At 46.7% G+C, this 24,230-nt stretch carries 18 protein-coding genes and 1 pseudogene; 11 read left to right on the top strand and 8 right to left on the bottom strand.

The window, feature by feature from the left end; genetic code table 11:
* Positions 1 to 202 precede the first annotated feature (202 nt).
* Positions 203 to 1,456 (top strand): alpha-D-ribose 1-methylphosphonate 5-triphosphate diphosphatase, encoded by a 1,254-nt coding sequence (locus ACSR9A_RS27040; RefSeq protein ID WP_473761152.1) that lies wholly within the window; start codon positions 203 to 205, stop codon positions 1,454 to 1,456.
* Between the two features lie 6 nt (positions 1,457 to 1,462).
* Here ACSR9A_RS27040 and sspI read toward each other — a convergent pair whose 3' ends face one another.
* Positions 1,463 to 1,693: a small acid-soluble spore protein SspI gene (gene sspI / locus ACSR9A_RS27035; RefSeq protein WP_341279196.1), complete on the bottom strand. Its 231-nt coding sequence runs from the start codon at positions 1,691 to 1,693 to the stop codon at positions 1,463 to 1,465.
* A gap of 187 nt (positions 1,694 to 1,880) precedes the next feature.
* Between sspI and ACSR9A_RS27030 the strand changes: the two genes are divergently transcribed.
* Together ACSR9A_RS27030 and ACSR9A_RS27025 are read left to right on the top strand one after the other, a co-directional pair.
* Complete coding sequence (locus ACSR9A_RS27030; RefSeq protein ID WP_341279195.1) at positions 1,881 to 2,546, top strand: potassium channel family protein; 666 nt, start codon at positions 1,881 to 1,883, stop codon at positions 2,544 to 2,546.
* A gap of 9 nt (positions 2,547 to 2,555) precedes the next feature.
* Positions 2,556 to 3,410 (top strand): TrmH family RNA methyltransferase, encoded by an 855-nt coding sequence (locus ACSR9A_RS27025; RefSeq protein ID WP_473761151.1) that lies wholly within the window; start codon positions 2,556 to 2,558, stop codon positions 3,408 to 3,410.
* Positions 3,411 to 3,840: 430 nt separating this feature from the next.
* On the opposite strand, the gene ACSR9A_RS27020 is transcribed toward ACSR9A_RS27025, so the two are convergent.
* From ACSR9A_RS27020 to ACSR9A_RS27010, 3 genes are all read right to left on the bottom strand, one after another.
* On the bottom strand, positions 3,841 to 5,121 hold the full coding sequence (locus ACSR9A_RS27020) for a glycoside hydrolase family 27 protein (RefSeq protein ID WP_473761150.1): 1,281 nt from the start codon (positions 5,119 to 5,121) through the stop codon (positions 3,841 to 3,843).
* Between the two features lie 108 nt (positions 5,122 to 5,229).
* Entirely contained in the window at positions 5,230 to 6,111 is an 882-nt protein-coding gene (locus ACSR9A_RS27015) for a helix-turn-helix domain-containing protein (protein ID WP_473761148.1), read from the bottom strand.
* 89 nt (positions 6,112 to 6,200) lie between these two features.
* Positions 6,201 to 7,142 carry a helix-turn-helix domain-containing protein gene (locus ACSR9A_RS27010; protein WP_473761146.1) on the bottom strand — a complete coding sequence of 314 codons (942 nt, stop codon included), beginning with the start codon at positions 7,140 to 7,142 and terminating at the stop codon, positions 6,201 to 6,203.
* A gap of 231 nt (positions 7,143 to 7,373) precedes the next feature.
* Here ACSR9A_RS27010 and ACSR9A_RS27005 point away from each other — a divergent pair, with 231 nt between their 5' ends.
* Entirely contained in the window at positions 7,374 to 8,393 is a 1,020-nt protein-coding gene (locus ACSR9A_RS27005; protein ID WP_473761143.1) for a glycoside hydrolase family 88/105 protein, read from the top strand.
* 12 nt (positions 8,394 to 8,405) lie between these two features.
* The gene (gene gnpA / locus ACSR9A_RS27000) at positions 8,406 to 10,577 is read left to right on the top strand and encodes a 1,3-beta-galactosyl-N-acetylhexosamine phosphorylase (RefSeq protein ID WP_473761140.1); all 2,172 of its coding nucleotides are present in this window, start codon (positions 8,406 to 8,408) and stop codon (positions 10,575 to 10,577) included.
* A 141-nt stretch (positions 10,578 to 10,718) separates the two neighbouring features.
* Here gnpA and ACSR9A_RS26995 read toward each other — a convergent pair whose 3' ends face one another.
* Entirely contained in the window at positions 10,719 to 11,459 is a 741-nt protein-coding gene (locus ACSR9A_RS26995; RefSeq protein ID WP_473761139.1) for a MerR family transcriptional regulator, read from the bottom strand.
* A gap of 165 nt (positions 11,460 to 11,624) precedes the next feature.
* On the opposite strand from ACSR9A_RS26995, the gene ACSR9A_RS26990 reads away from it, so the two are divergent.
* The 6 genes from ACSR9A_RS26990 (at position 11,625) to ACSR9A_RS26965 (ending at position 20,781) form a co-directional block, all read left to right on the top strand.
* A complete protein-coding gene (locus ACSR9A_RS26990; RefSeq protein WP_473761138.1) occupies positions 11,625 to 12,794 on the top strand; it encodes an MFS transporter in 1,170 nt (389 codons plus the stop codon).
* A 169-nt stretch (positions 12,795 to 12,963) separates the two neighbouring features.
* Complete coding sequence (locus tag ACSR9A_RS26985; protein ID WP_473761135.1) at positions 12,964 to 15,315, top strand: AraC family transcriptional regulator; 2,352 nt, start codon at positions 12,964 to 12,966, stop codon at positions 15,313 to 15,315.
* Positions 15,316 to 15,354: 39 nt separating this feature from the next.
* Positions 15,355 to 16,968, top strand: coding sequence for an ABC transporter substrate-binding protein (locus ACSR9A_RS26980; protein ID WP_473761133.1), 1,614 nt, complete (start codon positions 15,355 to 15,357; stop codon positions 16,966 to 16,968).
* Between the two features lie 210 nt (positions 16,969 to 17,178).
* Entirely contained in the window at positions 17,179 to 18,150 is a 972-nt protein-coding gene (locus tag ACSR9A_RS26975) for an ABC transporter permease (protein WP_046232832.1), read from the top strand.
* A 29-nt stretch (positions 18,151 to 18,179) separates the two neighbouring features.
* Positions 18,180 to 19,061 (top strand): carbohydrate ABC transporter permease, encoded by an 882-nt coding sequence (locus tag ACSR9A_RS26970; protein ID WP_473761130.1) that lies wholly within the window; start codon positions 18,180 to 18,182, stop codon positions 19,059 to 19,061.
* Positions 19,062 to 19,128: 67 nt separating this feature from the next.
* A complete protein-coding gene (locus ACSR9A_RS26965; protein ID WP_473761129.1) occupies positions 19,129 to 20,781 on the top strand; it encodes an extracellular solute-binding protein in 1,653 nt (550 codons plus the stop codon).
* Between the two features lie 103 nt (positions 20,782 to 20,884).
* Here ACSR9A_RS26965 and ACSR9A_RS26960 read toward each other — a convergent pair whose 3' ends face one another.
* The 3 genes and pseudogenes from ACSR9A_RS26960 to ACSR9A_RS26950 all read right to left on the bottom strand — a co-directional run bounded on the left by ACSR9A_RS26960 (position 20,885) and on the right by ACSR9A_RS26950 (position 24,230).
* Positions 20,885 to 22,342 carry a glycosyl hydrolase family 28 protein gene (locus ACSR9A_RS26960; protein ID WP_473761126.1) on the bottom strand — a complete coding sequence of 486 codons (1,458 nt, stop codon included), beginning with the start codon at positions 22,340 to 22,342 and terminating at the stop codon, positions 20,885 to 20,887.
* A gap of 101 nt (positions 22,343 to 22,443) precedes the next feature.
* On the bottom strand, positions 22,444 to 23,553 hold the full coding sequence (locus ACSR9A_RS26955) for a sensor histidine kinase (protein ID WP_473761124.1): 1,110 nt from the start codon (positions 23,551 to 23,553) through the stop codon (positions 22,444 to 22,446).
* Positions 23,546 to 24,230: pseudogene (locus ACSR9A_RS26950) on the bottom strand (response regulator). Before ACSR9A_RS26950 ends, ACSR9A_RS26955 begins: the two are co-directional and overlap by 8 nt.

Here is a 24,230-nt window from a genome sequence, read left to right as displayed (position 1 = left end):
ATAGGAAAGTATATGATTTCGCCATCCTTTCTCTATATTTCTCGGACTGAAACGCGCCGCGCCGCCAAAGGACGGCGACAGCCGTTTCACCTTGCTGCCTGCAAAAATGGTATGTTAAGATTTAATAAAGTCAGTCTAACAGCTTAGTAGCTTTTACATAATCACTTTATATTTTTGGTAAAACTATAAAGGGGTGTGTACGATGAAGTCAGAGATGGTGCAATCGGTTGTGATGGTAAAGGGGATGCTTGTGCTGCCGGAAACGGTAGCGGAGGGCGCTGTTATTATAAAAGCAGGCATCATTGTGGAAGTGTTGATTGGCGCAGAGCAGATTCAAAACTGGCTGGCGCGCACAGGTGAAAATGCCAGGCAGGCAGTTAGAGACAGCGGTGAGAACGTGGAAAGCTATCGCTCCTCTGTGCTTGAAATCATTGAAGCGGATGGCTGCTATGTATTGCCGGGGCTTATTGATGTGCATTGCGATGCGATCGAAAAAGAAGTTCAGCCTCGTCCAAATACGCTGTTTCCGCTGGATATGTCATTGCTGGAGTTCGAACGCAAGCTTCCGCTCCATGGCATTACGACGATGTATCATTCATTATCGCTGGGTGTTGGACTAAGTCTGCGGGGCGAGCATTTGCTGACGCAAATGGTGGAGCTCATTCGCAGCTACCGCGAGCAGCGCTCTGTCGTGCGCAATCGCATTCATTTAAGATATGAAATATCGTATTTGCCGGGCTTGTCCATTGTGAAGCGATATGTGGATGAAGGCGCCATTGATTATTTGTCCTTTATGGATCATTCGCCGGGTCAAGGGCAGTACAGGGAATCGGGTTCCTTCGAGCGTTATGTGATGAAAAATCAATCGGTCAGCGTCGATGAGGTACGCACCATCGTGGCAGAGCTGATGGAAAATAGGCGCCAAATTGACTGGGCCGGCTTAGAGGAGCTTGGTCAGCTGGCCGTGCAGCGCGGCATTGCAGTTGCTTCGCATGACGATGATTCGAGTCAGCGGGTAGATCAGTTGAAGGGCTGCGGCGTCAGTGTTTCAGAATTTCCAATTACGCTGGAAACGGCTTTGTATGCGGTCCAGCAGGGCTTGCATGTATGTGTGGGGGCGCCTAATATTGTGCGCGGTGGCTCACATGATAAAAATTTATCGGCGGCTGAGGCAATTGCGGCGGGAGCGGCGGACATCATTTGCTCGGATTATCATCCTTCGGCATTGCTGAACGCGATTTTTAAGCTGGTAGACGAAGGAATAGCCGCTTTGCCAGCCGCAGTTCGGACCGCTACGCTTGCTCCAGCGGAAGCGCTGGGTATAGCAAGTGAAGTCGGTTCGCTGGAACGGGGCAAAGCGGCAGACCTTGTCATTGTCGATCGTTATAAAGGCCATCCATGGGTCAAACGGACAATCGTTGGCGGCAAAACGGTATATACTGCGTTGACCCGTTAAAACATTTTAACGCGTAGCGGGCTGGGCGAATCGTGCTAGCTGCGTATGCAGCGCAGTTACCAGCCGAGCTTGCTCTTGCTCGTCGATTTGCTTCCAAATCATTTCGAACAATACGCCAAGGCCGGGCAGTGCACGCTCGTCATTTCCGATCGAGCTTTCGATCACTTCGGTTAATTCATTAAGCGGCTTATCTTGAACCCGCCTTATAATGGCTTGACGCAAATCCAGATTATCCAACCGGATTCCCTCCAAGTCGTCGTTATTACTCGCAGCTGCAGCAGTTTGGAGCGAGGTCGCTAAAACCCTGCAAGTCGGCGTGCCTGATTAATATGTCCGTGGCGGTGTTTTTTCATTCTGCATGAGCTCGTATGTTATAATGGCAGATAGCTGTTTTTTGTTGCATAAGGGAAGGGAGAGGTGCTGCTTGCCGAAAAAACAATACGCCGTTATCGGCATCGGCCGATTCGGTCTTAGCGTTGCTTCATCGCTCACGGACATGGGCTTTGAGGTGCTGGCGATTGATACGAGTGAGGATCGCGTACAGGATGCGGTTAACCATGTGACGCATGCCGTTGTTGCCGATTCAACCGATGAGGAAGCGCTGCGGGCGCTGGGCATACGCAATTTTGACGTTGTGGTCGTGGCCATTGGCCAGGATATTCAGTCGAGTATTTTGACGACGCTGATCTTGAAGGATATGGGCGTCGGCCTCATTATCGTCAAGGCGCAGAATGAACTGCACGGAAAGGTGCTCAGCCGAATTGGCGCCGACAAGGTTGTATATCCCGAGCGGGATATGGGGCTGCGCGTCGCGCATCATCTAATCTCGCCTAATATTTTGGACTACATCGAAATTTCCGAGGATTACAGCATTATTGAAATTAAAGCGCCTGAGGCGATGATTGGCAAAAGCTTGAAAGAGCTCGACATTCGTGCGAAGTTCAAATGCAACGTCATGGCGATCAAGACGGGTTCGAGCATGAATATTGCGCCTTATGCGGATGATCTCATTCGCGATATCGACATTTTAGTTATTGTAGGAAAAAATTCAGACTTATCCAATTTGGAAATTGCTTATTCGGAAGGTTGAGTAATAGAGATGAACAATCATAGCCTTTTAACCTCGATTCAAAATGACCGCGTCAAGCAGTGGGCTTCCCTGCTGGACAAAAAATACCGCGACCGCCTCGGCAAGTTTATTATTGAAGGCGTTCATTTGGTGAAGGAAGCTTTCGCCGCAGGAGTGGAAGTCGAAGCGGTCTTATACGATGCGGAGCGCGGATTGCCGGAGGAGCTGCGCGAGCTGGCGGAGCAGACTGGCCGCGGTAGCAGATATGGGGGCAATGCTGCTGCGGATAAAGCGGAAGCGAGCGCTGGTGTCGAATGGATTCAGGCGACACGTCCCGTTATGGCGAAATGCTCGGGGACGGATACGCCGCCTCCGGTTTTTGCTGTCGTGCGCAAGCTGGAAGCGGCGGACGATGCTTTATTTTCAGCAGGTGGACTTGTCGTTGTACTGGATGGCGTAAGGGACCCGGGCAATGTCGGGACGATTATTCGCAGCGCGGATGCGGTTGGCGCGAATGGCGTTGTGTTGGGCAAAGGCTGCGCGGATTTGTACAATCCGAAGACGGTGCGCTCGACAATGGGGTCGTTGTTCCATTTGCCGATTATAGAGGCGGACTTGACGGAGCTGCTGCCTGCCGCGCAGGATCGCGGCTTTGCGCTGGTGGGGACAAGCCTCGAAGCCTCACATACTTGCTATTCGTATGATTGGACAACGCCGACTTGGCTGCTGCTTGGCAATGAGTCGGAAGGGCTGTCGGCAAGCTCGCTTGAAGCAGCCGATGAGACGGTTATTATACCGATGCATGGACGGGCGGAATCGCTGAATGTGGCGATGGCGGCGACCGTGCTGCTGCATGAGGCGATGCGGCAGCGGCGTTTTAAATAAACAATAATTTTTGTCCCACACCCAAATAACTGTCCCTCAATACACCAAAGACTGGAACCTGGCTGCCGATTTGACGCATTGAAGCTATACGTATCATTATTTTACCGATTATTCGATCATATTTTTCTCTCATAGAGGAGCAATAAACAAGGCTGTCCCGAGGGATGGAAATTTCTGTGCGCGTCGCTGCTCAATGAAGGAATAACGAAAGAATCTTGATTTTTGTAGAAGGAGTCGCCTGACATAACAGGCGGCTTCTGCTCTTTTTTTAAAATGAAAGCAAGGCTCGGAATTCGGCAATCACGATCAGAATAAAGTAATCCGCGCTCACCAGAACGAAGATGATGAATGCGATCATTTAATGGAGTAAAAAAGAGAAACAAAAAGAGATCCAGCTTATGACAGCGGATCTCTTTTTGTTGTTGAACGCTTAGACGAATCGATAGAGGCGTACGCCGTGCGGCTCTATCGTGGCCTGCAGCGAGCCTGCTTGTAAATCAGCTGGCTCTCCGCTCCACAGCTCTGTGCCTTCGGCAGCGCCCGTCAGGCCGATTTGCTCAATGGCCAGATTCAGTGGCAGCGGGTTATCGCCAACGTTGAATACGGCAGCATAGCGGGCGCCATCGGTGTGTTCGGCTGTCCAGACGATGAGATCTCCTTGGCAGAGGGCTTCCTTGGCGCCATAGCTCTCCCGGTGCATGCGCAGAACCTCGCGGTTGGTAAGCAGCGAAAGCGTCCAGTCGTCGTTGTCACGCAATTCACCGCCGAAGATCAGTGGCGAGCGGAAAATGCTCCAGAGCGACATCATCGTCAACTGCTCATCACGCGTGAATCTGGTCCAGCGGTCTGCCCCGCCGCCATCCACCGAGCGGATGCCGATGTGCCCGAGGGGCAGCATATCGCAGTCTGGCCAACAGCCAGCCTCCGGGACGCCTTGCCATTTCCGGCAGCGGTCGAACATATCCAGCAGCAGCGGCCACAGATCCCAGAAGTCGTCCGTAACCCGCCACATGTTGGCATGCTCGGTGAAGAACTCCGCGTATTCTACCGGAGCAGGTCCAGGAGAAAGGCTCAGCACCATAGGCCGGCCGCAGCGCTCAATCGCCTTGGAGATTAGAGCTATCTCCGGCTGGTGGGTGTCATATAGTCTGGAAGCAGCGATGTCGTCTACCTTTATGAGGTCGACACCCCACTCTGCGTACAATTGAAAGAGAGAGTCGTAGTAGGCCTGTGCCCCTTCCTTCGACGCATCTACGCCGTACATATCCGTATTCCATGGACAGATGGAGTTCGTATGCGCAATATCGCGTGCTGTCGCAGCTGTGCCTAAGATAGGGGTAGCGGCGTGAGCGGCCTGCCGCGGAATGCCGCGCATAATATGAATGCCGAATTGCAGCCCAAGACTATGGACATAATCGGCTAAAGGCTTGAAGCCCTGGCCGCCCGCTGCGGAAGGAAAACGGTTCTCGGCAGGCATCAGCCGGGAATGCTCATCCATCACCAGCGGAACGAATGGACGGTATTGTGAAGAATTTGCAAAGGGCTCGTACCATTGAATATCAACGGTAATGTAGCTCCAGCCGAAGTCTTTGAGATGTTCTGCCATATATTCGGCATTGCCGCGGATTTCGTCTTCTGTGACGGCCGCGCCGTAGCAATCCCAGCTGTTCCAGCCAAGCGGCGGAGTTGGTGCTATAAGCTTATGATTCATGGTAAAGCTCCTTTACTAATTAATTATTGCTCTTCCTAGATTCATCATAATAAAGGAGATTAGCGATATCTATAGTAATCTTGCGAGCATAATAGCACTATATTGCGGTTAGTCGAAAAACAGCCTTTGGTAGCTTAGGCTTTCGCTGCCGCTCCGGAATTCTCCCGGAGTAAGCCCGGTCAGGCTGCGGAACGCCTTAATGAAATAGCTCCCGCTGGAGTAGCCAATCCGTTCGGCTATAGCTTCAATGCTCAGGCTGGTTCCCCGCAGTAGCTCCATCGCCTTCTCCGTACGCACGCGGGTCAAATAAGCACCGGGAGTCAGGCCCGTACTAGCCGAGAAGCGGCGAATCAGATGATATTTGGACAGGGAGACATGCTCGGAAAGCTGATCCATACTGACCATCCGGGAATAGTTATGCTCTATAAACTCGGCTGCGAGTCGTATGTTCATTGACCAGTTGTCCCTGTCTCGCAGCGTGGTTACCTGCATTCTGGCGAGCTCTGTCACGAATTGATAGACGCAGGAGGAAGCAATCAGCGGATCTGTGATTCTTCCTGCTCCCGCATCTGCCACAATCATCCGTGAAAGCCGGACTGGCGAACAGTCTGCGGGCAAATGGGGGACTTCCCCCGCAGCACGCAAAAACTTACGCCAGTGGGGCAAAATCAAGTTGGGCCGGAACAGCAGAAACAGGAACTGCCATGGTTCTTTTGCATCCGGATGGTAGTAATAACGGTGGGGTCCGGGAATTTCAGCGAGAAAAGCTTGCCTCGCAGTAACCCGGTAAGTCCGGTTTTCCGACTCAAACACGCCTTCACCGGAGATGGTGTATTGGAACAACAGAAGAGGACCATCATTCCGCTCCAGGCCGTCCCAGCAGTAAGCGGGATCGGTGATAGCGTCATATCCGGCCGCATATAATACGCACAACTGCAGCTCCTTATCTTCAGCAAACCGGAAGCCGTAGGTGCCTCTGGGAATATTCATAAATGTCCTCCTTGTCGTGAAAATTTTGCTTGTCTGCCAGCCGTTCATCGATTATTACCACCTGCTGTCCTGCCCCTGCTGCCTCCACCTCAAACCCACCCCGTAAACTCCAAAATCGAAGCCTTTGCCGATTGTGCTTCGGATTTAGCTCCCTTGCGCCATTCTTTTGGAGATACTCCCATAAGCTTAGAGAAGCCGCGATTGAAGCTGGAAATGGAATGAAAGCCGACCTGCTCGGAGATGGAGAGGATGGAAGCATCCGAGCTTTTCAGCTGCTTGCAGGCTTCCTCGATCCGGGTGCTGTTCAGAAAATCAAGGGGGGCGCTGCCCATAATTTCATGAAATTTTCTGCGGAAATGGGTGGTGCTTAAGTGGCATAGCTCAGCCAAAAAATCGATGGTAATAGGGGTCATATAGTTTGTCGTTATATATTCTAGAGCTGAAGAGATGACAAAATCGCTCTTCAGACTATGCTCCGCTTCTTGTTCAGCCAGCAATTCATTCGTGGAATGAATTCTAATGAGCTCTATGTAGAGGGATAGCAATTGGCCATAGGCGCTTTCCTGATAATAAGGCTTCTGCTGCTTCAATTCCTCTACAATGGACGTAGCAAGGGAATAAACCTTGGGATACTGCTCCTTGTTTAAAATACAGTTCTTTCCCTGCATCCTCCACAGGTTCGGCTCGAAGCTGCTGTAAGCGCTTTTAAAGGAATGCTGAAATAGATCCTCAGGTGAAAAAAAGAGATAGGACCATAGACTAGCTGTATGAGGCGAGCTATACGTGGTGTGGGGAAGATATCTAGGAAGGAAAGTCACATCGCCTGCCTTGAAAGGGACCGTTTCTCCTTTAATCTCCATCATGCCGCTATCCGAATAGCAAATACCGATTTCCAAATGGTTGTGGAAATGAAGATGCTCGCTTTTGATATCCGAAATCCGCCAGCGATCTCCGCTTAACAGCAAGACCGGGAAGCTGATAGGCAAGCTGTAGTGGCGGTATTCAATGATGGGCTTCTTTTTTCTAGGCATATTCCACACTCCCATTCCCATTACGTTAATTTGAGTTGATTATAGGTGAAAGTCCTGCCAAATTCAATGAGTGAATAAGAATAAATGATTGAAATTGCACATTTTTTCTGCGAATATGCTTAGATTTATACTATTTTACTGCTTACAATAGAGATTATAAAGCGTTTACAATCAGTCAGATGGCTCTCAGGCGCCTTTGGGAGACATGTGCGAAGGAGAGGGGTATTTATAATGCTTCAAATTACTTATGACAGGGAAGAGATCTTAAGCGTTATCGACAAAGTTACGAGAAAAACACTAGCCATGGATTTAACATGGGACTGGCCTTGCGGAGTAGCCTATTATGGTGTATCCAGAGCTTACCAGGCAACAGGAAATAAAGAGTATCTGGATGCGCTTATCGGTTGGGCGGATGAATATATTGAGCTGGGCCTGCCGAGCTGGACGGTCAACACCTGTGCGATGGGCCATGTGCTGATTACGTTGTATGAAGAAACGGGCAATCAGAAATATTGGGATATTGTAATGAGCAAGGTGGATTATCTCCAAAATAGTGCACTGAGATTCGGAGACAATGTGCTGCAGCATACCGTATCCGTTTCTAACGATTTTCCCGAGCAGGCTTGGGCGGACACGCTGTTTATGGCGGCTTTTTTCCTGCTGCGGGTCGGAAGCAAGCTGCAAGACCAGGCCATGATTCAGGATGCCCTGAATCAATATTACTGGCATATTAAATATCTGCAAAACCCTAGCACGGGGCTCTGGTACCATGGCTACAATAATGTGAAGCAGGACCACATGTCCGGGTTTTACTGGGCGAGAGCGAATGCATGGGGCGCTTATACCATGTCGCAGGTTAAGCCGCTGTTGAAGGAATGGTATTTGTATCCGCCGTGTATGGATGTGGAGTGCTCGCTGCGGGATCAGTTGGCCGCACTGAAGCTTGTGCAGACGGAGAACGGCTTGTGGCGTACCTTGCTTGATGACCTAGAATCTTATGAAGAGGTATCAGCGTCCTGCGGCATTGCGGCGGCCATGATCAATAACGGCAATCCGCTGCACACCAAATATGTACAGAAAGCCCTCAATGGCATCATGGATAACATTAGCGAGGATGGACGGGTATTGGCTGTATCTGGCGGAACGGCAGTCATGAAGGATCGGGAAGGGTACCGCAACATCCCCAAAGATTGGACACAGGGCTGGGGACAAGGCTTAGCACTCGCTTTTCTATCCGATATGCTCAAATAGGAGGGAATCCATTTGTCGAAAAAAACGACGGGGGCCTTTACCCTGCCGGGTGAGGCTGGTTATGAGGCACTGACTCTGGAATTAGCAGAGCGCTGGGGCGCCGATGTCATTCGTGACAGTGACGGTACGAAGTTGTCCGATGAGATTATTAACGCAGGGTACGGTATCTATTCTACGATCTGTATCGTAAGAGACCATAATGAGTGGGCGTCGCAAAATCTGGATAAGCTGCAGCAGTGTTTTTTAATTACGAATCCGAAGGTAGCGGTGCAGGATTATTTATCCGTTTATTTGATGGAGGACTTCTTCGCTGAGCAGTTCAGAGTAAATGATTCCAAAGAAGCGTTCAAGTATTGGCAAATTGTTGACCGGACGACCGGAGAAGAGGTTCCGAGAGAGCAGTGGAATTATGACCGTGAAACGGGGAATGTGGTCGTTACCGGCATTGTGCCTTGGCATAAATACACGGTCAGCTTCATGGCCTACCGGATCTGGGAAGAAATCTCCATGTACAATCACACCACGAATAACTGGAACAAAGAGCATTTGATGCAGATTGATCCGATGTATTCGGAAACGCAAGCGTATATGCTGGACTGGATGGAAAACTGGTGCGCCCAGCATAAGGAAACGACGGTCGTCCGGTTCACCTCCTTATTTTATAATTTCGCCTGGATCTGGGGCAGCAGTGAGCGCAACCGCCATCTGTTCTCGGATTGGGGCTCCTATGATTTCACGGTGAGCGCAAAAGCGCTTGATCTGTTCGCCAAGAAGTACGGCTATTCGCTGACGGCCGAGGATTTTGTAAATGGCGGCAAATATCGCGTCAGTCATATTCCGGCGGAGCAGCGCAAGCTAGACTGGATGGCATTTATTAATGATTTTGTCATCGGCTTCAGCAAACAGCTGATTGACATTGTGCATAACCACGGCAAGCTGGCGTACGTTTTCTATGATGATAGCTGGGTGGGCATGGAGCCTTATAATGACCGCTTTCAGGAGTTTGGCTTCGACGGGATGATCAAATGCGTATTTTCGGGTTATGAAGCACGGATGTGTTCCGGAATAAAAGTGGACACGCATGAAATCCGGCTGCATCCTTATTTGTTCCCGGTCGGCTTAGGCGGACTGCCAACCTTCATGGAGGGCGGCGACCCTACGCTGGATGCTAAAAAGTACTGGATTAATATCCGCCGGGCTCTGCTAAGAGAGCCGATCGATCGAATTGGCTTGGGCGGCTACCTGCATCTGGTAGAGCCTTACCCGGATTTCTGCGATTATATCGAGAAGATTGCCCATGAATTCAGGGAGATCAAAGAGCTGCATCAGCAAGGCAAGCCGTATCAGATCAAGACGAAGGTTGCTGTTCTGCACAGCTGGGGCAAGCTGAGATCGTGGACGCTGTCTGGCCATTTTCATGAGACGTATATGCATGATTTGATTCATATTAATGAGGCGCTATCTGGCTTGCCGGTTGAGGTCGGATTCATCGATTTTGAGGATATTCGTCAGGGACAGCTGCAAAACTATGATGTGGTGATCAATGCCGGTTCGGCCGGTTCAGCCTGGAGCGGAGGACGGCACTGGAACGACAGCAAATGCGTGGACATGCTGACCAAATGGGTGTATGAGGGTGGAACGTTTATCGGAGTTAACCAGCCTTCGGCGGTTGAAGGGTATGACAGCTTTTTCAGAATGGCCCATATTCTCGGTCTGGATGAGGATACCGGTGCCCGAGTCGTTCATGGCAAATGGACTTATGAAGCCCGTGACGAGCACGGCCTGATGCCTGTTGGGGCAAGCATTACCACTAAGAAGGGCATTTATCTTACCGACGGGTCAGCGGCGGTAGCGCATGAAACGGACGGACAGATTAGCCTGTCTACGCATGCTTTTGGCAAAGGCAAGGGAATCTACCTTCCTTCTTTCGAATTCAGCTTAGAGAATACCCGCTTGCTGCTGAATCTGATCCGCTATGCCGGCAATGAGCTGCATGAAACGAAGTACATGACGGATAACTTATATACGGAGTGTGCGTATTATCCGGAAAGTAAAATACTCGTTGTAATTAACAACAGCGATCAGCCTCAAAGCACGACAATTGATACGGAATATGGACAACAGACGCTGGAAATCGCGCCTTTTGATACAATCATCAAGACAATCGGCGGCTCACAAAAATAGAATATGAATGAATCCGCGAGGATATCTAAGGTTATCCAAGATTATCAAATGCAGAAAGCCGCTCTCTAATGGAGCGGCTTTCTGCTTCCCAAACACGTCTCATGCTTAACACGCCTGTAATGCGGGCAAGAGGGAAACGTATTAATCAATCTCTAGCCATGCTTCGAAAAAATTACGCAGTTCTTGTCCCTCTTCCTTGGTTGAAACTAGATATTTACAAATAATATGACCTGGCTTGTACCCCAAACGTTGAGAAGTGCTCCAAAATTCCACTGCATTCATTTGCTTGTCTCGGTTCATCCAGAGCAATCCATACAGATAATTTCTTTCTTCATCGTCCCCTTCGCGTATAATATTTTTTACCTCCGAATCTACAAACATGCCGCAGACCATCGAATCATTCAAAGGACCAGCAAGTATATCTGCCGATAGACCAGGGTCATCCAGATACAACTGCACCATTTCTTTATCCTGAAAATGAAAAGAGCGGACTGGTGATAGCTTGGCTTTTATTACACGCAGTGGCTGAGCTTGCATATGCTGATATTTCTCCAACTTTTTCTCTCTTGCTTCGATTCGTTCAGTTACTTGCTGTAAATAGGCGATTTTCTGTTCCAATTCAGTCTTTGTTTCTTTCAATAATAAGTTTAAATCATCGGCACTTTTGGTGTTGATGATTTTGATTGTAGAGAGGGGGAGCTCTAGACTTCTGAAAAAAATAATATCACATATATCGAGCATCGTTTGGTATGAAAAATTCCGGTAGTTGTTATCGTCGTTACGTTCAAAGCGTATCAAGCCCTCTTTATCCCAAAATCTCAATGTTGATGTAGGCACACCAAGAGCTTCCGAAACATCGCTGATCTTTACAAATGGTTCCATATCTTATTTCCTTTTCTTAAGTGATTGACTTTAAAGTTACTTTAAAGTTTATAATTTTTCATTGTAGCATATCAGAAAGACGAATAGAACTAAGCTATCATGGTGCGCATTTATTTAGAGAACTTGTAAAGCATCGATAAAAAGGAAATACGGGGGAGAACGAAGATGGTTACGTTACTGCTGATTATTATTTATCTCGCATTTATAGGCCTAGGGTTGCCAGACGCCTTGCTAGGCAGCGCTTGGTCAGTTATGAAACTCGATATTGGCGCCAGAACAGAAATGGCAGGTTATATATCGTTAGTGATCTCATTTTGTACGGTTATATCCAGTTTATTTGCAAGCAGCTTGTTGCATAGATTTGGCACAGGCAAGGTAACTTTATTCAGTATTCTATCAACAACGATCGCCTTATTAGGATTTTCTTTATCTAACGATTTTTTATTCTTTATATTACTTGCAATTCCTTTAGGATTAGGCGCCGGTTCTGTAGATGCAGCATTAAGTAACTATGTAGCGCTGCATTTCAAAGCCAAGCATATGAGCTGGCTGCATTGTTTCTGGGGGATTGGAGCCATGTCAGGGCCTATTGTTATGTCATATTCGCTTGATAATGGAGGTGACTGGCGTGCAGGATACGTTACGATAGCGATATTACTTACTGTTATAGTGGTAATATTATTAGCATCGCTGTCTTTGTGGAAAGTTTTAGAGAACGGAGAGATAGGAAATGACGACGAAAAGAAAGCAGTCAGTAACCGAGAGGCTTTGCGAATCCCTGGTGTTAAAATGTCCATGGTTTCGATGCTTTGTTACAATGGTTCGGAAACAGCCGCAGGTCTATGGATGGCCTCCTTTTTTATAGCTAGTAAAGGGATTTCTCCTGGGAAAGCAGCGGCTCTGTCCTCCTTATTTTATATTGGCATCATTATAGGACGTATTTTTTCAGGATTTCTCTCGACTTGGGTATCAAGTAAAAGCCTTATAAGATACGGTGGATTAGTTGGCTGCGCGGGACTGCTAATTCTTATTTTACCGGTTCCATATGAGGTTGCTGCGGGAGCCTTGTTTGTTGTAGGGCTAGGTGGTGCACCCATTTATCCTAGTATTGTTCATGCAACACCGGAACGATTTGGGGAAAAAGCTTCTTCGAGTGTAATTGGACTTGAAATGGCGAGCGCTTATACCGGTTCAACTCTGATTCCATTATTAATGGGGATTATTGCAAGCCAATTTGGAATGTTCATGGTACCCATTATTTTGCTGATCCTGTTTAGTATCATGTTTGTATCTTCAGAAATGGTTAATAGAGTTCACAAGCATAAGCTTGTATAACGCAGCACTAATTCAGCCAATATCATCATCCTACATACTTTTCATTAAAATTCGTTGCTGATCTGGCCTCCAGTTCATCCCCATTATTGTTCCTTCTCTTATCTGCGCATGATATCATCATTATTATTCGTAGTTTTTGAAGTAGAGAAGGCAAGGGGGCAAGCAATGAATGTGGGGTATTAAGCAATTCGTGCAGCAGCGCAAGTTATTGTTGAAAATGATCTTCTCTTATTTGATTGTCAGCTTTATATTAATCGGTATTTTTTCCTTTCTTGTCGTCGATAAAGTGACTGGTAATTTGACAGATGATATTTTCGACTCGGTGGAGACGATGAACAATCAATCCTTTAATACGGCGAATGTGCTGCTTTCATCGACCTATACTTATTTTTCATCCGTATATATTGGCAGCGAGCATATTATTAACGGGTTGTATGGGGAAAGGTTCTCGGTTCTGGATACGTACCGGATTAATCAATATTTAATCGACCTGAAGGCAGCCAACCCCTTAATCGAATCAATATATATTTATAATTTTGAAAATGATGCCGTTTTCTCATCGGAGACGATGCTGCAAACCGTAGATGATTTTTATGATAAAGATATGACGCAAATTATTAAAAATACGAATACGTCCAAGCTGGGCATTTTTATACCGCGTCATTTGGAAGCCTTAAAATCCGATCAGAAAATAGACAAAAACCTGATCTCGCTCGTTTATTCCAAATATGCGACCAAAGAAATCGTGGACAGTACGTTTGTTGTAAACCTGGACCAGCAGACGCTGCAAAATCTAGTCACCAAAGGCATCGGGAACGAGTATCTGCAATCGATGATCATTAACGAGGAAGGGACCGTTATCTCTCATTCTAATCCCAGCCTGATCAACCAAAATTGGGGTAACGAGGCACATATCGAGAAAGTGATTCAATCGAAATTCGGCAAAGGCGAATTGAGGGAAGAAGTTGATGGCAAGAGCTATTTGATTTCATATATGAAAGCGGATTCTTTGGGCTGGAGCTTCATTGGCATGGCCGAGATAAACAGCCTGCTCACGAAGGTAGATAAATTAAAGCAATTTATTGTGTGGCTGACCTTTGTTTTTATCGCGATTGCGGCGCTGACGGTGCTGTTCTCCATTCGCTTAATTTACACCCCGATTCATCGGCTGATTAAACGGGTGGGCTCCTCTCTTGGAGAGATGCGCGATGGCGCACAGCTTAATGAATATGAGTTTTTAACCAAATCCTTTCAGCATTTGGAAAGCAAAGTGAGCGATTTACAGCATAATATTTCGGGTTATAGGCCTGCCAGAAGGAAGGAGCTGCTGACCTTCGTCGTGAAAGGCGGTTACGTTCCTCATGTGCACGACAAGCAGCTTTCAGAGCTGGGCATTCGCTTTAAGGGAGACCGGTTTCAGGTGTGCATGCTGCGCTTGGACGGTTACGAGCGGCATTTTGGACGGATGGATTTAATGGATGTGTCCTTAATTAAATATGCTGCGGCTAATATTGCCGAGGAAATTATTGCAGGTCAGCTTCAAGCCTCCGTGTTTGACGATCAGGATGATGGCATTGTCATGCTGCTGCATTGGGCATCCGAAAGCGAGCTCACGCAGCAGGCTATTTTGAAAATGATTCAGGATGTTCAGGCTAGCATTTCCTCGTATTTGAAAATCAGCGTGACGGCTGCGGTTGGCAGCGTCGTTCATACGATAGAAGAAATTCCGCATTCCTGGAATTTGACCTATCATGCGTCCCGCTATCGTTTGATTTACGGTCATCATGCTTTCATCACATCTGAGGATATTCGCGCTAATGAGCAGAAGGAGCATGAATACCCTAGCGCTTTCGAGAAAGCGATAACGGACAGCCTGAAGATGGGGGAGCGGGAGAAGCTCCAGCAGGCGATTGGCGATTTTTTTCATGAATTAAAGGGTTATCCTTATGATGAAATTATGTTTTTTCTATCCCAGCTTTGCGGAAGCATGATCAGAATTTTTAAAGGTATGCTGAATGAAGAGGATTTAATGTACAATGGCATCTCTGCCTTACCGGAGAAAATTAGAAAGCAAGAAACGATTGAGCAAATGGAAATCGAATTTGGGGCGGTATGCGAGCAAATAATGGAGCGGAGAGATCAAAATTCATCGCAGAAAAATGTGAAGGTCGTTTTGATCATTACGGACCTCATTCAGCAAGAATACACTAATCCCAATTTGTCGGTGGAAGGGTTGGCAGAGCAAGTAGGCTTATCTACAAACTATGCCCGCAAAATATTTAAAGATCAGACAGGCAAATCCATTACCCAATATGTGACCGATTATCGTTTTGAGAAGGCGAAGCAGCTCTTGCTGGAAACGGATCATTTGGCAGGAACGATATGTGAAATGATCGGTTTGACCAGTAAAAATCATTTTTATGCCGCGTTTAAAAAGTATACCGGAAAGTCGCCTATCCATTTTCGCAAGGAATACCAATTGGTCGACAAGTTGAAGGATATACAAACCCAAGAAGGCTGATGCAGCCATTTATTTCGCATGGAATAGGGGGGATTAATCGTGAAGGCAAGTGACCTATCCAATTACAGCTTAGGTCTTATGCTCGTGATGGTCTGTCTTCTTCTTGCAGCGGGCTGCCAAGGAAGCTCTGCCAACAGCCTAAAGAGTACGGCGACAAAGCAAGGAGAGGAAGCGAGTGACCCTGTCACCTTAAAGGTGATGTTCTTTGGTAGCAAGCCAGCTGATATGGACAAAATTTTGGCGGAATTCGAGCGTTTAACGAAAGATACCCTTCACATCAAGCTGGACATTTCCTGGGATATGGCCGATACCTACAATCAGAAGATGCGATTGAAAATGGCTGCAGGCGAGCAAATTGATATGCTGTTTGACGCTTCCTGGATGAATTTGGAGCAGAACATCGGACAAGGCTATTACCAGCCCTTGGATGATTATTTTCTGAATGAGAAGTATCCGGGCTTGAAGCAGGCGTTCCCGCAGGCGATTTTGGATGCCAATCGGATCAATGGGCACCTATATACGATTCCTTTGACGAGCCATTATACGGATTTTGGCACGATTTTCATTCGGAAGGATTTACGCGAGGAATATGGGCTGCCTCCTATTCAAAATATGGAGCAATTCCAAGTCTTTTTGGAAAAGGTCGAGCAAAACAATCCGGAGCTCATTCCGTTCGGAATTGGCAATCGCGGATTTTTTGATATGTTTTATAATTTTAACGACAAGCAAACTCGATTTCGAGCGGTGCCTCATGTTATTTATGGGACCGGCGTCGAGTTTAATTTAGTCTTATCTGACAATGGCAAGCAAGTTCTAGGCGCAACAACAATAGGAGACCCAGAGGCTGATTACGCCAAGCTGCCATCGCCGTTTAATCAATCCGATTACTTCTACAGCCACAATGATAAGAGGGTGGCATTCAGCCGGTTCATTCCGAGGGATGTGCTGAGCAATGTAGAGGATCTGGTCGTTACGGGGAAAGCGGCTGCGGGAGAAGGGGCACTAAGCGGCATTTCAAAAATCAAGCAGCGGCTGAAGGGCGCTGTACCGGAAGCGGATTTGGAGGTTTTTGTTTATAATGATGCGGCCCGCACATTGCAGCCGCAGGCAATAGGAACCTCCTATAAAGCGTGGAATAATATCGTCATCCCGATCTTTTCCAGGCATAAGGAAGAGTCGATGAAATTTATAAATTGGCTGTATGAGAGTCAAGACAATCATGATTTATTCGAGCTCGGTATTGAAGGGCTGCACTGGAACAAGAAGGGCGATCATATGTACGAGATGACGCCGTATGCGAAGGATTATTTGTTTCCCGCCTACGAATTGACGCTTAACCCGTCATTATCCCGTCTGAATGCCGATCATGACGAGCAGACGCTGCAATATTTGAAATATCAGGCAAGCGAGGATTCTTATTATCGGGTAGCTTTAAGCGGTTTTACTTTTAATCCCGAACCGGTGAAAATTGAAATCGCGAAGGTGCAGCCGCGCTTCGAGGCTTTCAATCTCATCACGCAGGCTGGACTTGAGCCTAACTGGCGAGAAGAGGCAAGCAAGCTGAATGCCGAGCTTCGCAAGCTGGGACTGGAGAAGATCCGGGCAGAATTTATAAAACAGGTACAGGCTTATATCGATAGCGGTGGCCATTAGATAAGGGCTAGCCCACAAAGTCATTTCATGACGGCGGGGGCGGCCCTTTTTTGTGCGTTTTCGGTAGAAAAAGTGAGATTAGATAGTCCATAAATGGTAATAAACATGGTTTTGCCTAGATTGGATTCTAGCCTCGATCATCCTAAAACGAAATAATAAAGAAGCCAGTTGGAGCTTATATAGTCAACGATCAGATAAAGGAGGTTCAGCATGGAAAATTCCATAGCGCGTCAAGACCAAGCAATAAAGCGAATCACACTGAACAAGAAGCCCTCTTTTTTTAAGGAGATTCGAAAAAATCATTTGCTGTATTTGTTAACACTGCCCGGCATTTTGCTGCTGTTTGTCTTTTCCTATTTGCCGATGTTCGGGATTGTCATTGCTTTTCAAAATTACAATCCGGTGAAGGGGATTTTGAAAAGCGAATTCGTTGGATTTAAAAACTTTCAGTTTTTTCTGGAATCGAGCGATGTGTATCGTGTGGTATTTAATACGCTGTTTCTAAATTTCCTATTTATCGGCTTCGGCACTCTTGCTTCATTAATCATCGCCATCATCTTCTCGGAGCTGAAAGGGAAATATTTCAAACGAATCGCACAAACGATTGTGACCCTGCCGAACTTTTTGTCCTGGACGGTGGTCGCGACCTTTGCAACCTCGTTCCTCTTGTACAAAGAGGGGCTGATCAACCAAATCCTGAGGGATTTTGGTTTAGAAGGTTTCGCCTTCTATAACACGGCTGCGTATTGGCCGCTTATTCTCGTCATCATCAAGCTGTGGCATGCCGCAGGCTTTGGTTCAATCGTGTATTTGGCCACGATATCGGGCATTAATCCGGAGATTTATGAAGCGGCTTCCATGGATGGCGCAACTCGCTGGGGCAAAATCCGCCATATTACGCTGCCGATGGTGAAGCCAACAGTCATGCTGCTGCTGCTGCTTGCTATGGGGAACATTTTTTACGGTGATTTCGGCATGATTTATGCGATCGTAGGAAAAAATGCGCTGCTCTATCCGACAACGGATGTCATCGACACCTATGTGTATCGGGCGCTGGTGGATTTGGGCAATGTGAGCATGGCCGCCTCCGTTGGTCTGATTCAATCGATCGTCGGCTTCGTGCTGGTCGTAACGGTTAACCAATTGGCACGGAAATTTTCGCCTGATTCGGCGCTCTTTTAATAAATCTATCAGAAAAGGTGAGGCGTAGCATGATAAAAGAAAGCGCTGGAGACCGGCTGCTCCTATCGCTCATGTATGTCGGAATAACGGTATTTGCTCTCGTATGCCTGATTCCGTTTATGACCGTCATTAGCGGTTCATTATCCACGGAGGGCTCCATCATTAGAAACGGATTTACGCTGCTCCCTAAGGAATTTTCCCTTGAAGCTTATAAGCTTTTGCTTAAGGACAGCACGATTTATAAATCCTATGGCGTGACGATTTTTGTGACGGTCGTCGGAACCGTATTGGCAATGCTTGTAACTTGTGCCCTTGCGTATCCGCTGTCTGTCAAATCGCTCAGATATCGCAATTCGATTAACTTTTATGTGTTTTTTACAATGCTGTTTCATGGCGGGCTGGTTGCTACATACCTGCTGATTTCCAAATATTTAGGGCTTAAGGATACGATCTGGGTGCTGATTATTCCCGCCCTCATTAACCCATGGAATATGTTCCTCATGCGTAATTTTTTCAATTCCATTGATGAATCGATTGCTGAATCGGCCAAGATTGATGGGGCCAATGATGTTTATATTATGTTCCGCATTATGATTCCAATCTCCTTGCCGGCTATCGCGACAATCAGCCTGTTTTACGCGCTCGCCTTTTGGAACAAATGGTTTGAGGCGATGCTCTACATTTCGAATGAAGATTTGTTTCCGCTGCAATATTTGATCAAACGGATTTTGGATAATGCGGCATTTGCCAACAATCTTGCTTCAGGCGTAACGGCCCCGGGCTATATTGTCCCGACATTGACCTCAAGGCTTGCAACGACAGTTGTGACGATCGGTCCGATCATATTCCTCTATCCGTTTTTGCAAAAATATTTTGTGAAAGGGCTGCTCGTTGGCTCAGTCAAAGGCTAATCTCATCGCAGGATGATTTTAGATAGATGTAGATAAATTCAGCAGCACAAAAAAGGGAGGAAAAACAATGAAAGCAAAAATGTTTATGGCGGCAACGCTGGTTATGGTGCTATTTTTAATGGCAGCATGCAGTGGAAACAACGGCGGCACCGGAACTAACGGCAATATTAGCGGGAAGCCTTCCCCAAGCAGCAGTGAGACGGCGGGGACGGGTAACCCAGATGCGGCAGTACCTGATCCGGTGACCTTGAAGTTCATGCTATTCGGCGATAAACCTGCGGATATGGATAGGGTTCTCGCTAAGTTCGAGGAAGTGAGCAAGGATGCGATTAATACGAAGATCGAATTCGAATACAACACGCCTCAGGATCATCGGCAAAAAATGCAATTGAAGATGTCGACAGGCGAAGCCGTTGACGTCATGTTCGATGCGGGGTGGATGAATTTGTACAATCATGTCAGCCTCGGCTATTATGCAGAGCTCGATAAATATTTTAACAATGATGACTATCCAGGGCTGAAAGCGGCATTCCCTGCGGAGTTCGTTGAAGCGAACAAAATTAATGGCCATCTTTATACGATTCCGCTTACGTATTACTATACCGATCTTAACGTCATCAGTATTCGCAAAGATATTCGCGAGGAGTTGGGACTTGGCCCGATTACAACGTTGGAGGAATTAGAAGTTTATCTTCAGCAGGTTCAAGAAAAGAAGCCTGATTATACGCCACTCGCCTTAGGAGGCCGCGGCTTTCATAAACTGTTCACGCCTTTCGAGAATGGGAGGACAGATATTCGCTTAGCAGCGATTGGAAGCGATTCCTTTACCGGAGGCATCCCTTTCAGCGTCGCTTTGTCGGAGGATGGCAAGAAGGTAATTGGCGCGGCAACTTTGGGTGATCCGGATTCGGAATTCGCGAGCTTTCCTGCGCCCTTCAACACGCATGCTTCGATTTTCGGCCATTTCCAGAAGCGGGTGGACTGGAGCAAGTACATTAACAAGGATGCTTTAGCACCAGCAACGGGTGTCGTCTCAGATAAGGGCGGCGCTGGAGAAGGCACGATTGGCGGCATTTCAAGAGATCGGCAAAAGCTGCAAGAGGCATACGGTACAGGTCTGGATATCGAACCGTTCGTATATGAGAGCGACGATGCTCGCAATATGAAGCCAGGCGCTATTCGTACGGATTTCCGCGCAAACAATAGCGTCGTTATACCGGCAAGCTCCAAAAATATTGATCGCACGATGAAGTTTTTTGATTGGCTGTTCAGCAGCAAGGCCAACCATGATTTATTCGAGCTTGGCATTGAGGGCGAGCACTGGGTAGCTGATGGAGACAATGGCTACAAAACAACGGCAAATACGACGAAATATCAGTTCCAGCCGTATGAGCTTACCTGGAATCCGAGCTTGTCGAGGTTGAATTCGGATCAGGACCCGGCTACGATGAACTATTTGCAGTATGCGCTTGATAACAACAACTACTTCCAAATTGCGCTTTCGGGCTTTATCTTCGATTCCAAGCCAGTGGCGACAGAGCTTGCCAAAATCAAGCCGAAATTTGATGAGGTCGAGCAAATTCTCAAGGTAGGATACGAGAAAAACTGGCTGGAAATGGCCCAAAGCTTAAACAAACAAATGCGTGATTCCGGACTAGAAACCGTACGTGCGGAAGTGCTCAAGCAAGTTCAGGCTTATTTGGATGCAGGCGGTAAATAAGTGAAGCGAAGATGCTGCGAATAGCAGTAGAGTGCACGATGTAACAGGAAATAAAGCACAAATAACAGCCCCTTCCGTCTTTTGGTGACGAAGGGGCTGCTTCTTATGAATTGGACAAAAACGTAATGTTTCTGGCAAATGGATTGATGTGAAAATGGCCCTCTGACGCATCACTAATCCATTGGTTATTGATGCGGAGGTTAACAAAAGTAATATTTTCAACAGGTCTTTGTTCATCAAATCCGTAAATTCGATTGGGATTGCTATTCTCTCCGCTATAGGTGACATTGCGGAACGTAATATTTTCGATACGGTTGCCGGGAACTGGATTATAATCGGCATTGTGGACGACCCGAATATCAACCAGCTGTCCTTGCTCGAACGGCTCGACGCGGATATGATCGTACAGCACATGGCGAACTGTATTTTTATCCCCCGCATTAATGGCTAGCACCCCCCAATAATTTTCTTGGGGCTCGTGATGCTCAAGAATGTCCAGATTCTCAAAGATAATATCCTCAATCGTATCTCCGTCATGATGGTGATCGCCATGGGTCCCAATCATTAGCGGGTGAGCGACGTCCGCCCATAGCACCGAATTGCGGACACGCACGCGGCGCGTATCTCCTTTATAATCCCAGCGAGTGCCATAAATAGCGATACAATCATCCGATGTGCGCAGAAAAACATCATCAATGTCTATATCGGAGCTAGCCATCATATCGATGCCATCCGACCAGCCTCTTGTGCTGAAGGATTTGAAGTTGCTAATGCTTATATGAGACGATTTTCCAATATAAATGCTGTAATGGGGCGGATCGAGCAAAATAAGCCCCTCAACCTGAATATTTTGTGAGAATACAATTCGTACGCCACGAAAAGCCGAATAGCGATGGAAATCGGATAGGTATAAGATGCCTCTTCCTCTTATGGTTACATCCTCAACATGCTCGCAGACGAGCGAACCAACGACGATGGCGCCTCCGGCAATATAAACCGTCTTGCCAGAAGGAATACGGAGTATCGTTTCTTCCAAATAATGCATCCCGGGCGCAAAATAAATCACATCGGGCGTCAGACCCGTCTTGACTGTCGGGGCTGCGGCTAATTTTAAAATATCCTCAGTTCGGTGAATAGCGGGCTTTCCAGCTCTCTCCAGCACCAGCACGCCAGGATCACCGGGTCTAGGTGCATGCTGCTCCAGCTTGCTGGCAAAGAGATGCAGATTGCGGAAGCGCTCGTCATTAACCTCAATTGATAATTTTTCAGGGCGATCTAATGTGAAGCGAATGGCATCGCTGCTATATTCAGCCTGAATGCCCGTTGATAGTGGGCGTACGATGACACTGCTTATGGGCGTGAAGCAGCAGTCGATTTCTACCTCTACCGTGCCCTCCATATCGAAATAGGCCATGGAAGCTTTCCGAACGTTATGCATATCCACCTTGACCTCGTACACGAACAGTTCTTGCCAGTCGCCTCCGTTGTGTCGAACGCGTACGCGATAGTTATCTGAACCAATGGCACCTTCCGGTGCTGAATAAATGATCGTCTGACTCATGTGGACCCCCCAAATACAAAATAGTGATTGCCTGTACTCAGGTTAATATAATGGGGCGGCCGCTAACAATTGCATAAGTTAATGATAACAATGGATATTAATCATTTTGAATTTATGATGCTGTCTTCCAAAGGAAGTGTCAGCTTAAACTTGAAAATGCTGGTTATATGCTCGAGTGTTAAGGTTCCTCCATGCAGTTCGATAATGTTTCTGGCAATCGAAAGGCCGAGCCCAGCACCAGATTGTATGCCGTCGCTGCGTCTGGAATCATCCACTTTATAAAAGCGGTCGAAGAGTTTAAGTTGTTGCTCCAAAGTGAGGGGCTGCCCTTTATTTTCTATTACAATCGTAATATGATTCTTATCCGTTTTCATAAAAATGCGGATGGCTCCCGGCTTTATGGAGTATTTTAGAGCGTTCATTAATAGATTATCAATGGCTCTGGCAATTTTTTCGCTGTCTATGCGAGCCAGAAGGGGAGTGTCACCAATCTCTTTTTCGATATGGATATCATTCTCTTGGGCAATAGGCTCAAATTCAAAAAGCAATTGATAGAGCAGTTGATGCACATCAATCATCTTTAAATCCAGTTGAGTCTCGATAGAGCTAAGCCGGGTATATTCGAATAAGTCATCCAGCAGCTTTTTCAAATGAATCGCTTTGTTATAAGTGTTTTGAACAAAGCGCGAATATTCATCCTTATCTTGAAACGATTCAGATTTTAAAAGCTCAATATAGCCGATGATACTTGTCAGAGGCGTACGCAAGTCATGTGAAATACCTGTGATCATCTCCATCTTGGATTTTTCCAAATCACGTTCTTTCACAATCTGCTGCTCTAAGCGTTCCGTCATTCGATTGATGTTATGGGCAACCCGCCCAAGTTCATCCTGACGATCAACGGATACCCGATAACTCAAATCCCCTTCAGAAATAATTTGCAGTCCACGTTCCAAGTTGATTAAGTCTTTAACGAGGCGTCTTGTCAAAATCAAAAAAGTGAAAATAAATATAAGCATAAATAATGGGGTAATCAGATAAGGAAAGAAATTGTGCAACCAAGTCGATTCCATGACTGTACTAATTTTCAAGAAAAGCATAATAAGAAGATTGTTTATACAAATGGATATGATTATACTTAGTGCTATTCTGCTCAAAATATGAACCTGAATCTTTTTTTTGCGTTTTGGCTTTTTGATAGGTTCATTCAATTTTATAGCCTACTCCCCATACGGTTTTAATATATTGAGGCTCTCTTGGGAACTCCTCCAATTTTTCACGTAAATTACGGATATGGACCATCACGGTATTATCTGAATATCCGTAGGGCTCCTTCCATACGCTTTCGTAAATTTTATCAGCGCCGAATACCTGCCCGGGGTGGCTTGCAAGCAGCACTAGAATAGCAAACTCCAGAGGGGTCGGTCAACGAAATATCGTTTCCTTTCAGCTTTACGGAATGCTTGCTCTTATCAATGACAAGATCCTTGATAAGGATAAGCGAATGATATTCTTCTTTGCCAATTAAGGATTGCCTTCGCAGTTGGGCTTTAACGCGAGCAAGCAGCTCTAACGGATTAAAGGGTTTTATCATGTAATCATCAGCCCCGGTAGTAAGGCCTGTGATTTTATCGATATCTTCTTCCTTGGCCGACAGCATAATAATCGGAGTGTTCGATATTTCCCTTATTTTAAAGCACGCTTTGATCCCATCCATTTGAGGCATCATCACGTCCAAAATGACAAGCTGGATTGAGGATGTTTTTATGACATTTAAGGCTTCCAGACCATCTGCCGCTTCAACGACTCGATATCCTTCATTTCGCAAATATACATGAATGACATCTCTAATTTCCGAGTCATCATCAACAACAAGCACGGTATGCAT

The sequence above is a fragment of the Paenibacillus sp. R-74696 genome (assembly GCF_055814915.1).
The sequence above is the reverse complement of the archived record's forward strand: the minus strand, read 5'-3'. Positions and strand labels throughout refer to the sequence as shown.